The 13,494-nt window shown below is 36.3% G+C and carries 17 protein-coding genes; 8 read left to right on the top strand and 9 right to left on the bottom strand.

Annotated elements, in window-relative coordinates:
- Positions 1 to 125 precede the first annotated feature (125 nt).
- From Q0940_RS05525 to Q0940_RS05515, 3 genes are all read left to right on the top strand, one after another.
- On the top strand, positions 126 to 1,448 hold the full coding sequence (locus tag Q0940_RS05525) for a DEAD/DEAH box helicase (protein WP_299265253.1): 1,323 nt from the start codon (positions 126 to 128) through the stop codon (positions 1,446 to 1,448).
- A gap of 325 nt (positions 1,449 to 1,773) precedes the next feature.
- On the top strand, positions 1,774 to 2,091 hold the full coding sequence (locus Q0940_RS05520; protein ID WP_299265250.1) for a helix-turn-helix transcriptional regulator: 318 nt from the start codon (positions 1,774 to 1,776) through the stop codon (positions 2,089 to 2,091).
- A 39-nt stretch (positions 2,092 to 2,130) separates the two neighbouring features.
- On the top strand, positions 2,131 to 2,469 hold the full coding sequence (locus Q0940_RS05515) for a hypothetical protein (RefSeq protein ID WP_299265247.1): 339 nt from the start codon (positions 2,131 to 2,133) through the stop codon (positions 2,467 to 2,469).
- 91 nt (positions 2,470 to 2,560) lie between these two features.
- On the opposite strand, the gene Q0940_RS05510 is transcribed toward Q0940_RS05515, so the two are convergent.
- Positions 2,561 to 2,968: an MAPEG family protein gene (locus tag Q0940_RS05510; protein ID WP_299265244.1), complete on the bottom strand. Its 408-nt coding sequence runs from the start codon at positions 2,966 to 2,968 to the stop codon at positions 2,561 to 2,563.
- 266 nt (positions 2,969 to 3,234) lie between these two features.
- On the opposite strand from Q0940_RS05510, the gene Q0940_RS05505 reads away from it, so the two are divergent.
- The 5 genes from Q0940_RS05505 to Q0940_RS05485 all read left to right on the top strand — a co-directional run bounded on the left by Q0940_RS05505 (position 3,235) and on the right by Q0940_RS05485 (position 6,256).
- On the top strand, positions 3,235 to 4,233 hold the full coding sequence (locus Q0940_RS05505) for an SEC-C metal-binding domain-containing protein (protein ID WP_299265242.1): 999 nt from the start codon (positions 3,235 to 3,237) through the stop codon (positions 4,231 to 4,233).
- Positions 4,234 to 4,461: 228 nt separating this feature from the next.
- Positions 4,462 to 4,698, top strand: a complete 237-nt coding sequence (locus Q0940_RS05500) for a hypothetical protein (protein WP_299265239.1) — start codon at positions 4,462 to 4,464, stop codon at positions 4,696 to 4,698.
- Between the two features lie 27 nt (positions 4,699 to 4,725).
- Entirely contained in the window at positions 4,726 to 5,112 is a 387-nt protein-coding gene (locus Q0940_RS05495) for a hypothetical protein (RefSeq protein WP_299265236.1), read from the top strand.
- Position 5,113: 1 nt separating this feature from the next.
- Positions 5,114 to 5,890, top strand: a complete 777-nt coding sequence (locus Q0940_RS05490) for a hypothetical protein (protein ID WP_299265234.1) — start codon at positions 5,114 to 5,116, stop codon at positions 5,888 to 5,890.
- A gap of 48 nt (positions 5,891 to 5,938) precedes the next feature.
- A complete protein-coding gene (locus Q0940_RS05485) occupies positions 5,939 to 6,256 on the top strand; it encodes an HNH endonuclease signature motif containing protein (protein ID WP_299265231.1) in 318 nt (105 codons plus the stop codon).
- A 237-nt stretch (positions 6,257 to 6,493) separates the two neighbouring features.
- Here the strand turns inward: Q0940_RS05485 and Q0940_RS05480 are convergent, their stop codons facing one another.
- The 8 genes from Q0940_RS05480 to Q0940_RS05445 all read right to left on the bottom strand — a co-directional run bounded on the left by Q0940_RS05480 (position 6,494) and on the right by Q0940_RS05445 (position 13,491).
- A complete protein-coding gene (locus Q0940_RS05480) occupies positions 6,494 to 7,372 on the bottom strand; it encodes a hypothetical protein (protein ID WP_299265228.1) in 879 nt (292 codons plus the stop codon).
- Positions 7,373 to 7,383: 11 nt separating this feature from the next.
- Positions 7,384 to 7,965 (bottom strand): hypothetical protein, encoded by a 582-nt coding sequence (locus tag Q0940_RS05475; protein ID WP_299265225.1) that lies wholly within the window; start codon positions 7,963 to 7,965, stop codon positions 7,384 to 7,386.
- Positions 7,966 to 7,976: 11 nt separating this feature from the next.
- The gene (locus Q0940_RS05470) at positions 7,977 to 8,825 is read right to left on the bottom strand and encodes a hypothetical protein (RefSeq protein WP_299265222.1); all 849 of its coding nucleotides are present in this window, start codon (positions 8,823 to 8,825) and stop codon (positions 7,977 to 7,979) included.
- 117 nt (positions 8,826 to 8,942) lie between these two features.
- Positions 8,943 to 9,230: a hypothetical protein gene (locus Q0940_RS05465; RefSeq protein ID WP_299265219.1), complete on the bottom strand. Its 288-nt coding sequence runs from the start codon at positions 9,228 to 9,230 to the stop codon at positions 8,943 to 8,945.
- A gap of 16 nt (positions 9,231 to 9,246) precedes the next feature.
- A complete protein-coding gene (locus Q0940_RS05460; RefSeq protein ID WP_299265216.1) occupies positions 9,247 to 10,284 on the bottom strand; it encodes an AAA family ATPase in 1,038 nt (345 codons plus the stop codon).
- A gap of 310 nt (positions 10,285 to 10,594) precedes the next feature.
- The gene (locus Q0940_RS05455) at positions 10,595 to 11,536 is read right to left on the bottom strand and encodes a hypothetical protein (RefSeq protein ID WP_299265213.1); all 942 of its coding nucleotides are present in this window, start codon (positions 11,534 to 11,536) and stop codon (positions 10,595 to 10,597) included.
- A 226-nt stretch (positions 11,537 to 11,762) separates the two neighbouring features.
- The gene (locus tag Q0940_RS05450) at positions 11,763 to 13,184 is read right to left on the bottom strand and encodes a HipA domain-containing protein (RefSeq protein WP_299265210.1); all 1,422 of its coding nucleotides are present in this window, start codon (positions 13,182 to 13,184) and stop codon (positions 11,763 to 11,765) included.
- Positions 13,168 to 13,491, bottom strand: a complete 324-nt coding sequence (locus Q0940_RS05445) for a helix-turn-helix transcriptional regulator (RefSeq protein ID WP_299265207.1) — start codon at positions 13,489 to 13,491, stop codon at positions 13,168 to 13,170. Before Q0940_RS05445 ends, Q0940_RS05450 begins: the two co-directional genes overlap by 17 nt.
- Positions 13,492 to 13,494: the final 3 nt, after the last annotated feature.

Here is a 13,494-nt window from a genome sequence, read left to right as displayed (position 1 = left end):
TTCTAACTGGCTTTTTTAACCGCTTTCAAACAAGTTTTTTATGGATTCTGCTTTGTATACTAACTTACTGCCCATAAATAGGCTAAAATCGCAGATTATTGTTTTAGCCTTGAGCCCTTTATAAAATGACCTCTACTCCAACTGCAACCAACTTCAAAGAACTTGGTTTAATAACACCTCTGTTAGACCGCCTAACTGAATTGGGTTATCAGCAACCAACCCCAATTCAAGCACAAGCAATTCCAACGATATTAGCAGGGCGTGACTTAATTGCAGGGGCAAATACAGGGTCAGGTAAAACAGCCACGTTTGCATTACCGCTTCTGCAGAGCATTCATAAAAAAAAGCTCGGCTCCAACAAAACAAACATAAAATCCGGCAATTATGTTTCTAGTCTTATTTTGGTACCAACTCGTGAGTTAGCCAAACAAGTTGCAGACAGTATTAAATCTTATGCTCAACACTTTAACGGTGAAATTAAAACGGTTGCTGTGTTTGGTGGTGTGTCCGTTAATACGCAAATGTTAGCACTGCGTGGCGGCACCGACATTTTAGTCGCAACACCAGGACGACTTTTAGATTTAATCTCAAGCAACGCTATTAAACTAGACTTAGTTAACACCTTAATTCTAGATGAAGCCGACCGCATGTTAAGCCTTGGTTTTACTGAAGAGTTAACAAAGTTGTTGGACTTAACACCAAAGAAAAAACAAACGCTGTTGTTCTCAGCCACCTTCCCAGAACAAGTACAAAATTTAACTAAAACCTTGTTGAACCAAGCGGTTGAAATACAACTACAAAGTGAAGATGCCAGTACCTTAGTACAACGTGTATTTACCGTTAACAAAGGCGAGAAAACCGCCGTATTAGCGCATTTAATTAATCAACATCAATGGCAACAAGCCTTGATATTTGTGAATGCCAAAAAAAGCTGTACACACTTAGCAAGCAAATTACTTAAACGTGGCATAACCGCAGAAGTATTCCACGGCGACAAAGGCCAAGGCGCGCGTACTCGTGTACTTGACGCATTTAAAGCAGGCGAAATCCAAGTGTTAATCGCCACAGACATTGCAGCACGCGGATTAGACATAGACAAATTACCCGTCGTGATCAACTTTGACTTACCAAGAAGCCCGTCAGACTACATGCACCGCATCGGCAGAAGTGGCCGTGCCGGAGAAGTTGGCTTAGCGTTATCCTTGATTGATCACGAAGACTTCCATCACTTCAAAATAATAGAAAAGAAAAACAAAATTCGCCTAGAACGTGAATTAGTAGAAGGCTTCCCAGTTACCGACATTCCGGACCAAGCCGTGTTAGACGCAGAAAAAACACAAGGCGTAGGAATGGCAAAACCAGAAGGCACAGGTAAGAGAAAGCATAAAAACAAATCACCAATAAATGCAGCAGACGTTTGGGCAGGACACGCAAGCTCTGACGATTAAAGCAGAGACGATTAAAGCAGTGATGGTTAAAGCACGAATGACCAAGCTTGTATAATCTTCAAACTTTAGTTGGAAAACCATTCACTCGGTAGACTGTTACCGATTAAAAGTACTTCGTGTATTATAATCGGTAGTTTAACTCCGTTTTTATCTTGTTTTTATTAAAATTCGGTAGAAGTCTACCGTTATAGTGTTATTTTAATACCAATAACGGTAATAAACTACTGGAATGCCGTAACCCTTAATTGCCCTGAAGAAATTTTAAATTTCCCAGCAATTGGTTTTCACAATATAAAAAATAAATTAGTAGAGATGAGGGTTCATAATGCTTAGAGCTAAATCAAAAGGACATAACTTAACTACAGAGCACTTTACTAGAGAACACAGAAGAGAAGTTGTAGCTAAGTTAGAAAGTGACCTCGCTAATAACGAGATCACAATTGGTGAAGTCGTCAAAACAATAAGAACAGAACTGTACGGTATGACCCAAACTCAATACGCCAAATTCATAAAAATATCGGACAAAACATTACGAGATATTGAAAAAGGCAATACAGACCCACGCTTATCTGTTATCAGTAAAGTACTTGCCCCTGGTGGTTTTCAAATAAGCGCGAAATTTGTTCCCAGAGTCGTAGAGTAAAATGAAAGGTAAACAGCCCCTAATAAAAAAGAGTGATGCATGAAAAAGTTAATAAGCCGTAAAAGGAAGTATTCTTTTAAAAAGAAAATGCAGAGCTTTAAACAAGCCTTAGCACAGGAAAAACAAGAAACCATTGAGATGCTGAGCATCTATAAAAAGTTTACCAAACGTACAGCCAACAAAGCTGAAATGAAAATTGCCCATACGCAGTTTTTCGACCTGCTAAAAGGCTGTGGATTAGGTGTTTTTGCTTTATTGCCGTTAGCGCCAATCACCATTCCTATTCTTTTAAAAGTTGGAAAAATGATAGGTGTGGATTTAATGCCAACCTCTTTCAATGAGAAAACACCAGTTAAAAACCCAGCACAGGATAAATAGCGGCAAAGCTAATTTTTAAAGCTAAGCCGCAAAGCCAATCCAGAAAGCTAGTTATAAAAGCTAAGTTATAAAAAGCCTTAAACCGCTAATCTTAAGCGGCAAAGATCAAGCCTAATAAAACCATTTGAGTGATTAACCCAATTAAATAAAAGTAACTACGTGGGCTAGGATTTTCATTAGTAGCAATTTTATAAAACAGCGCCATATGAACAATACGCGCCGTCGCAAATACAGTTGTCACAACATAAAGTGTATTAGCATCAACTCCGGCAAACATCGCCAACAAAGCCGTAACCACAAACAACGGCACATTTTCCAAAGAATTCATAAATGTACGATTAGTACGAAATACAAAAGAATGATGATCCAACTCAGCAGCAACCACACCCGGAATATAATGCTCTTGCTTTCTATGGGCTCTAGCCGCAACCAAAGCTTGAATAACAACCGTTGTGATAATAATAGCGATTACAAAAATACTGTCAGCATATTGTGTCATTGTGTTTTTCCTGTGTGATTATAGTTTGCATGCAAAGTAATTTAACAAAGAGGTTTGTAACTGTCAATAACTTTGTGTGCAAAGTAAATGTTAAGTATTCAAGTTCTATTCTGATTGGTGGTTATGGATGGTTTCAATGAAACTAAGAAGCGCTAATTATTTAGAAGTTGACTGAATAGATTCCTAGTTACGGATGCGAATGTTAAAATCATGAAACAAGACGCTTTTAATGTTTAATCTATTTTTTAAAAGAAGGGCAATTTAATATGAAACTAGGGCGAAATGATCCTTGCTCATGTGGTAGCGGTAAAAAATTTAAACGCTGCTGTATGGATAACGTCTCAAAAAAACAAGCAGAAGCGCTTGATGATTTTTCTAACATCTTAGCCATGAACCCAAATCTAACGGAAGATGAGTTAAATATTGCGATAGAGCATAAAATGGATGAGCGCAATAACAAGCCCGATGCGGCTTTTTGTGGTCTTTCTCCCACACAAATGTTCAATTGGTTATATGCACCGTTCAATGAATTGACTGACATTACCATCAATACACCAGATGACTTATCAAGCTGCCCTGTGATTTGTTATTTGGAGGTTATATTAAATGAAGCGATGCAAAGTGATGGTTCATTTAAATCAACAAAAACAGGTAACTTGCCTGTAAAAATAGTCAAACAAGCAAATGCCTTATTACCCCAATTTGCCGTTGCTAAATTTAATACCCCAGAAAGTATTAGCCACTACGCCGGAATAAATGAAGATAAGTTTGATGCTTTACATTACACACGAATTTTAGCAGAAATAGCGGGATTAATTTATCGTCGAAGTGGCAGTTACCATATTAAAAAATCAGTACAAAAAACATATCAAAAAGAAGGTGTTCAAGCTTTTTTCAAACCAATGTTGGAAGCCGCAACCAGCAAATACAATTGGGGATATTTTGATGGTTGGGATCAAGATATCGACTTAAAAACCTTCTGGGTATTTATGCTTTGGCGTTTACAAAAACACGCTTGTGTTAATCAATTGCTTAAAGATGTAAGTATCGCATTTCCAGATTTATTGTCTGAGTTACCATCTTATGGTTATTTTACCGGAGAACAATTACTTAGTCTTTTGATTAAAACACGCTTTATAGACCGTTTTTTACAATTTTGGGGATTTGTACTCATGGATCCAAAACAAAGTTTTAACAGAGAAAACACACCACAAAAAGTAGAAGTACAGCCATTATTAACACAAACATTTAAGTTTAGTGTTTGAGTTTTATAGCGGGGTGTTAATCTCATTATACACGGTAATTTTAGATGTATGTGTGATGTATCCCGCTCCACTTCGTAGTTAGCCATGGCTAATACATGTTAACGGCCAAAGTTATTAACGGAATATAAAAAGACAAGGTTGGTATTACTAACAACAACCAACTTTTGATTGACATAAGCAAAGGCTTTAGGCACTTTATCTATATGAAATAAAAAGTAAAAGCACTCAATGGATTTGAAGCTTTTGAAGACTCCGCAGTTTTACAACGACAACGCTAATAAGTTAGCCGAACAATACCTTTCAAAAACGTTTGAACAGGTGCATCAAAGTTGGTCGCAGCTTTTACCATCAATAATAAATAACCCCAACGCTCGTATTTTAGACTTAGGTGCAGGCTCAGGCCGCGACGTTAAATACCTTGCAGAATTAGCCGTTAACACTCACCAAACAAATAATAAAATTTAAATATTTGCCGTTGAGCCAGCACAAGAATTGACTGCTATCGGACAAAATACCACGGACGCTTTAAACGTAAAATGGATCAATGATTCATTACCTGCTTTATCAAAAGTCAGCAAACAAGAAGTCAGTTTTGATTTAATCCTACTCAGTGCGGTTTGGATGCATATGAATGCAGAAGAGCAAAGTGACGCTCTGAATACGTTAAGTAAACTAGTTTCACATGGTGGCTTAATAGTTATCACGCTTAGAATTGGTGAGTTTTCAGATGGCCGTATAGCGCATGAAATTAATGAAACTGATCTCATAGCGCAAGCAAATAGCCTTAATCTTGATGTTATCCTAAATGAAAGCTCGGCTGACGCACTGGATCGCTCAGTCGTTACTTGGAAAACATTAGTCTTTAAATGGAAGTCCTAATATGACAGTTCAGTTTTATATCAATAAGTTTCAAGCTCTAAAACCGGATAAATCCAGTGGGCATGCAAAGCCACATAAAGTATGTTTATTGTTAGCTGTCATCGAACCGATTGAGCAAGGCTTTATTACAACGAATAAAGTAATTTATAACGATAGCTTAAAAAGTAGATTCACTTATTACTTTGAACAATTACAGCAAGGTAATGATAAAGACACACCATATCTGCCGTTTTATCATTTACAAACTAGTGGGTTTTGGCATTTAGATGTTAAACCTGAATATCAAGAGGAGTTCAGTGCTTTAAAGGCGGCGAGTAACTCAAATATCAGTCGTTACGTGAATTTTGCGTATTTTGATGAGGAGCTGTTCGACTATCTAAAAAGTCCAATAATGCGACCTGCATTAAAGGATGCGTTAATTCACAATTTAGACAGTTTAGAAGTTCAATATCAGCGCTGGGCATTATCCATTGGTAAGTCTGAAAAGACGGTGAAGAACTACGTTGGTGCGCTTAAAGGTTCAATTTCAAACTGGTTGTATGATGCCGGAATATCCAAAGACAACGTTTTGTCCATAGGCTCGTATGCACAGTATAGCGTGGTAGCGAGTAAAGCTTTGCAAATCGAAGAGTTTAGAGCTAAAAACACTACAGGTAATGGTATGTACAGTGCTGCGCTTAAGTCTTACCAGTCATTTTTAGCTGATGTCACTCAAGTAAATGTCAAAGATGATATTGATAAGATTTTAAACGACGAAAATACAACAGCAACTGAATAATCAACCTTAGTTAATACCAGAATAGGGCAGGGAGCATTTAGAGATAAATTGATCCAATATTGGCAGGGCTGCGCATTAACACGGTATAACAAAATGCAGTTTTTAATTGCCTCACATATCAAGCCTTGGGCAAGCGCTGATGACAAAGAAAGGCTAGACCCGAATAACGGTTTTTTATTGTTGGCTAATATAGATAAAGCGTTCGATTTTGGTTACATAACATTTACAGAAAAAGGCAAGGTAGTCATTTCACCTTACTTAGACGACTACCAAGTTTTAGGCATAAGCAAAAACATGGGAGTAAACTTAAATCAACAACATCAAGAATATTTGGCATATCACAGAGAGGTTGCGTTTAAAAAATAGTCAAACCCACTAATACTTGTTGGTGTTAAACCTTGGTAGTGAACCAATGTTTTGGATCTTTATATAGAAAATACATACAAAAACATTAAAATTCATATGGTTAAATAAATCTTTTGGGCATTAATAATTGATATGCCACCAAATCTGTCACCATTTAAGTTTTGTGATAGTTCATTAATCAGTACTGAAAACTTGGCTTTTTGAAGCATTAACTATAAAACTAACCAAACTAATGACTCAATAGCATAAAAATTGTAAATTGAATTCTCTCATGTGTGCAGCATTTTCAAATGTAAATTCATCAAAAGTAGCTGTGAAGGCATAGTTAACACCTTCAATATATTCACCTTCGGTTTCAACATAACTTTCGTGTTGTGCACAACGAATGCCTTCTATTTGATTTAATTCTTCAATAAATCGAGACATATTACTTTCGACTTTAGATTTAATATCTTCATTGCCCGTTGTCAGTAATGCACAAAAAGAAACAGTATATAAATCGGCATCTTCAATATCATCTGGCGTGATAAAGACTCTTATACTGTCTATCTCTTCTTTTAATTCAGATAGAAAGTTTGAAAACCACTCCCCTGTGGTTCCTAAGTAATCCTTGAATGGGGCATTAAAATTATCAGGAAATGGTTCTCGTCTGTAGGTAAGCAAACGCCAATCAATTAGTCTTTTGTGGTCACTTCCATCAATGCGGTTTTTAACCGTTACTAATCCATCATTGAAAGCTTTTATAAAGAGCTTCTTAGGGATCTTCGTTATTAATGTTTCATCTGCACTAAATATATTTTGATCTACTCGTAGAAGTAGCTCATCGTAATCTTTTCCATCAAACTTATGGATTTGCTTTTCTTGTTGCAATTGATCCATAGTCTTTTGTTTTAATTGAACTAGTTCAATATTTTTAGGCTTACTACCTTTAATACTGCACGATTGGGTTAAAACAACAAAAAGATCTGTAACATTAATTTGTTTAGATTCAAAAAGCCCAAAACGACCATTCGAGATTACATTTTTTAATTCTACGACATCATGATTACCAAAAGAATCTTGACTTGCAAAACCAATAACACTTCCCTGATAAACACCATAATCAATGAGTGACATAAATTCTTTTCTTATGCCATTTTGGCAATGCCAGATGTACGAGTATTGGATTTAAACCTATCCACAGGTACGCTTTCAATTTTGATAAGATTCAGTTTACTCGCTACTTCATTAAAATAAGGAGTCACGCTATCAAACTGACCAACATTAGCCAATAAATGTTGAACTAGAGTCTTTCTTTCAACAAGTATGTTGCGCATTCCTACTTTTATATTTTCTCCGTAAAGCCTTTCTATTTCTGAGGTGAACGTAAACAACTCCTCATAAGGCTGCATATCTTTGATATTTCCGCCTTTACGATGAAGGTCTAAAGAACCTCTTGAAACGGATACTAGCTTAGCGATTTCATGAATTTTTAAACCCATAACTTCAATACACTTCTTAACACAATCTTCTACAGTGAAAGGATCATTCGCGATTTCTAATGGTTTTAAACTACTATGAATGCCAGGAAAAGTGTATTTGCTACCCTCGACAATTATAGATACAGGTAAATAGCTAGGTAAGTTATCTTCATATCTTTCAAATCTAGGCTTTGTGTAGAAATTTGGATCGAATATTTTTCCATCTTCTGAATACATTAAGTCAGCCATACCATTTTCCTTTATTTAGGTAGCCAAATATCGTTACATACTTCTTCATCGATCATATTGTCAAAAGAAGTTTTACTGTGCGCATAAAGCGTTTCAAACGCATCTCTAATTTCTTTTGGCTCTTGAACTAGAGCGCTAGAGTTTGAATAGACAATAGCATATTCGCTTATTCTTTCCTTACTTCCAAATAATCTATCCGAAAAAACAGGCATTTCCAAATTAGAGTCTGGTTCGCCTATTTGACCTGGGATTAGAGGTAGATTTTTTCTTCCTCTATTGGAAAACCATTCAACATTTACCACTAACTTAAGGTTTCCAGGTTTCAATATTCTTGTATAGCTAATAGCGCCTGCTTCGAAAAGATCCGACTCTTCATCACGATAAAATTGAGAACTTGGCAATTTAATAGAAGCAAACATGTCTTCTAGAGAGCCATTTTCAAAATAAAACAAATCAATGTAATGCAGTTCAATTTCTTTAGCAGTATTACTTGTACCTATTTGATTCTCATTACAAATTTCAACTGACTTTACAAATGTATCTAAAAGATGAGAGTGATTAGTATATTGACTTAATCTTAGCTCAATGGTTTTTTCATCAAGGAGTAAACACATACTTCTATCTGCATTAAAATAACCAACTCTATTTATGTTTGAAGGTGAAACAGAAAAGTTTTGATTCTCTGATGTTTGAAATTTATAAGCATTTACACCACTTTTCAAAAAAGATTCAAACCCCATTGGTTTTAGTGCTACCAATAGTGCTTCATACTTATCGTCACCGTGATTTCCTAATCCTTCCATATAATTTAGTTTTGCAACTGTATATATAACAGGAGGATTTTGATAGGTGGTAGACATTTCTTTTAACACTCCACTAGACATTAAATTAGACGTTTTGTTAGACGTATTATGATCCAATAAGTTCATCTAATCAATAAACTATTTGTTACTTATATTAAATTTAGTTAAGAAGTATCATATAGCCATTTCAGGTTCTCGGTTTTTTTTACTTTTATTTTCTACATATTCTATAGCTAATGACGGATAACTATCAGTAGACATTTGCTCTTTTAAGTAACTTATCCTTGATTGATTATCACCTATTTCTTTGTCATTTATAAATAAATGACAATAATTTTTATGTCTTGAGCAAGCTACATATGTGTTAGCCCTATCCATTCCACTCGTATAATACAAAAATACATCACCATCAATAGTTAATCCTTGGCTTGAGTAAACTGTCATTGCATAAGCTTGTGTCATATATAAATGACCATCATCATATACAATATTCCTGGGTACTAATTGTTACCTTATTACCGTTGTCTAATTTAACTTTAAATAGATAGCTGCCATCAATTTTTGCTTGAATATCAATAACATTCCCTAAGTCTCCATTTGATAAGTTTTTAACATAATCATTTTTTGTCAGGCGGATACGCTCACCAATGGCAAACTTATTATTAAAAGTTTTACCACTAACGGAACATTTGATTGATAACTCCTTGCTGTCAATTTTACCTTCAGTTTGCAGTATTGAACGCACCTTATCATTTAGTTGTGTCATGTCTTGCCAACGTTGCGCTAATATTAATGACTTTTTGTTAGGGTTATTAATTCGAAATTGATTCCATTTTTCAATTAACAAACTTTTAGTTTTTTCCGCATCACCTGCAAAGTTTAGCAAACCTTTTTCATCTAACACTTTTAAGGATCTTTCAGCTTTACCATCACGAAAATTAGCAACAACCTCACGTGCCCATGCTTCGCGTTGGCGCTTTATCGTTTCAACCCTTGTAGTACCTAATATTTTAGGCTGTGATAAATATTTTAATGCACCACCATGCTCAATTGCATCAAGTTGTTTGCCTTCACCTACTAAAATTAATTTACTGTTCTTTCTGTTAACAAGGTCAATAATTTTGCGTAAGTCTTTAGTGCTTACCTGTCCTGCCTCATCAACAATGAGTATTGAGTTCTCAGCCAATGCTCTATCTTTTAATAACTTAGCAATAGTAAAGGTTTCAATATCGGCTTCTTCAGCTAAATTATTCGCCGCCGATTTCGCAATGGCACAGCCTATAACTTTATATCCTGAAGATTTATAGGCATTGCCAACGCAGTCCATCGATGCTGATTTACCAGCCCCTGCACTACCTTGAATAATATCAAACGCATTATTTTGACAGGCGGAATAAACCGCTTCTTTTTGCTCTTCAGATAAGGGGAATGATTTAGCCAAAATGGCAGTATCGATAGCATGTTGCTCGATGATAAATTTGTTTTGTTTTCGAAGGTGCTTAGCTCCTGTGATCATAGCTTTTTCATTATCAATAACGGCTTGAGTAGTAAATAAAGCGTTATGCTGAATTTCACTCACGGATAGTTCTTGTTGCTTTACACCTTCTAAGGCGTTTATTACGGACGCATGCGCTTATATAAAAACACTTATATAAATGAGATCACATAAAAGAAGCGTTATAACCTCATTGGAGTAGGGGGAAGTGATAATGTCGCGGTCAACTGATGTTGACCGCTGATTTGTCTTTAATATAATTGGAATAAGCTATTTCTTTTCTCTTTCCTCTTTCCTCTTTCCTCTTTTCTTCTTCTCTTCTCTGAGCCAATTAATACGGGCTAGGATCTTCTGGGTTTTGTTGTGTTTTAAAACGCTTGTGAAGCCATAAATACTGAGCAGGATATTGACGAATAACCGACTCTAACCAAGTGTTATAATTTGCTGCATCTTCTTCTTCAGAGCCTGTGGTAGGTAACGGTTCGTAAAACTCTAATATGTATTCTTGGCTGTAGCCTTTGCGGTGATAACTATAAGGAATAACTTTTGCTTTTCCTGCTTTAGCTAAAAATGTTAAGCCGGTAATTGTGGCTGCGGTTCTTCCAAAAAATGGTGAGAACGTACTGTGTTTTCTACCGTAATCTTGGTCTGGAGCGTACCAGAGTATTTCACCACGGCGCATACAACTGATGAAACCTTTAACATTTTTTTTGTGGTATGCATTTTTAACAAAGCTATAACGGCCACGCATCATTACGGCATTCATTAATTTATTTTTAAGCGGTCGGTAAGTTACATTTAAGTCACATACTAAACTTGTTAATGCTCCGGCGAGATCGAGAGTACTAAAATGTGCACCCGCTAATAATATTCCTGTTCCATTAGCGTTTTCTCTTTCAAGAATGTCTTTGCCGCGGACTTCAATACGACTTTTAAATTTGTTGATATCACGAAACCATGACGTAGCACTGTCGAAATAACCTTGCATGTTTTCATGGAATATAGTTTTGACTAAAGCGGCTTTTTCTTCAGCACTTTGTTCACCAAAACAAATTTCTACATTAACCTCAACAACACGACGACGGCTTTTGACTAAATGAAAAACCAAAAAAGCCAAGGCTCGGCTGACTTGCCATTGCAATTTAAAAGGTAAGTAACTGCATATAAATAACAAGCTAACAAGGAACCAAGTTCCCCAATATTTGGGGTGTAGGTATTCAAATTTAAGCAGCTTTACATCTTCAACTTGCTCTAACGTGGGTTTATTAGTCATAATTTCTCTTAAGGGGAACAATGAAATAAAGTACTATTTTAACAGCCGCAGTACATAGTAACATTGTCTTGTTTATTGCTAGGAATGATTTCGCCTATAGGCTAACAATCGCAGCGAGTAAGTACAATAAAAAAATCACCGCGAATAGCCATTCAAATAAAAGCAATTTAAGCTAAGAATGGAATTTTAATACACTTTTTATTTTTGGATCAATAAAACTTTGCCGCTAAAGCAAATCGCCCATGGCAGGCAGTTGTTCAATTTCTTGCCTTAATTCTACCGCGGCTTCTTTGATTATGTTTGTACATAAATCGATATGCTGAATTTCACTGTCTGACAAATCTTGTTGCTGCGCTTGTTGTTTTGCAATTTCTAACGCGTTTATTACAGAGGTTATGGTTTGCCCCATAACTAACTGTAATCGTGGGAGTGAAATACCAAATTCATTGGCGAAGTCAGCTAACATAAATGCGGTGATTGGGTTGTTAAAATTACCAGCGCTGCCACTTTCGTAGTTGCCAATGGACATTGCATAGTATTGTGAAATACTGTTTGCTCGGCCTTGTGTTTCATCAACTTGCTGTTGCTTAATTTCTCTAATGATGGCTTCTACATTAACTAGGTCATAAAACGGTGTGAGTTCCAATCCTTGTTTTCCAACAAAGAAACTAATGTTTTTGCCATGAGCATCATAATTTTTCACTAGAATATTAAATGTCATCCATCTTATAAGTTGGCTATGATAAGCCTCGTTGTTGACTGTGTTAATTACGAACAATTTAGTGAAAGATACGCCGTCTCTTATATAGATACCGTCGCCTTCATCACCGTATTGGCGTTCATATTTGTATGATGGTGGTAAGTTAGTTGCTTGACAGCCATCTATGACATGACGGCGGAATACTTTGCTTTGATCTGGTGATAGTCGTCTATCAAAACGGTCAATCACATAGGCTCTAACTTCGCCATAACGTCTTAGCTCAACACTTGGTACAGACAAATCAGCTTGTCCAGCAAGTAGCATAGTGAATAGTTCGTTTACTGCAATGAAAGGGGCTTTACCTGTTTCAAACTTTACGATTTTATTTGAACATAAATCGCCTTCACCAAAACCCAGCTTGCCATTAATTTCCAGTAAGTTGAGTTTGTCTTGCACTCCCGCGACTGAAATACGGGTTTTACCATCCCAAAAGGTAATGGACTCACCATGGTTTTTAAAGCGTGTTAATTTATTGTGTAATTCTTGTTCTGTGACTTCACGAAAAGAGCTGACTACGGAGCCTGAATCTGTATTGGTCACTTCTGTTTTAAATGATAATGCGCCAGATGTTTCTGCACCTATTGCTTTGATCAAACCAAACGTATTGTTTTTAGAAATAGTTGTGTTGCTAGTGAGTTCTTCAAGCCCTTTACCTTCCGGTAATAAGTTTTGTAAGAAGTTGAGAGCAGCTCTATGCTCAAAGTCACCCGTTAATGGCAAGTGAGGTGAAATAGCAAAGCCCTCAGTTATCCAACTTGGCTCATAGGTAAGGGATATTTCAGTTTCCGAACCAACAGGGAGTGTAATGGTAGCCACTTTCTTTTGGCCGCCAATATATACATTTAACGTATTGGTATTTTGCTTGGTTGAACTAATACCATTCGTCATCGCTGATCTCTCCAGTATGAGTTGTTGACGGCTTGTCAGAGATAATACTGAATGACAAACCTAAGTATTCCATCACTTTAAGAATATTGCTTAACTTAACATTAGTATCGCCTTTTTCTATTTTCACCAAAGTTGGTTTAGAAATAGATAAAGCCGCGGCAACATCAACCAATGTAAGTTTCATGCCAGTGCGTTTGGCATTAATCGCTTTTGCTAATTGCGCAGGGGAAAAATCACGAGCTAAGTCCGGCATTTCAGTACTTTTTACTACACGACCTAATGTTTGCTTGGTTGATTTTGGATTCATATA

This window comes from uncultured Psychrosphaera sp. (genome assembly GCF_947500655.1).
Lineage (GTDB): Bacteria > Pseudomonadota > Gammaproteobacteria > Enterobacterales > Alteromonadaceae > Psychrosphaera.
The sequence above is the reverse complement of the archived record's forward strand: the minus strand, read 5'-3'. Positions and strand labels throughout refer to the sequence as shown.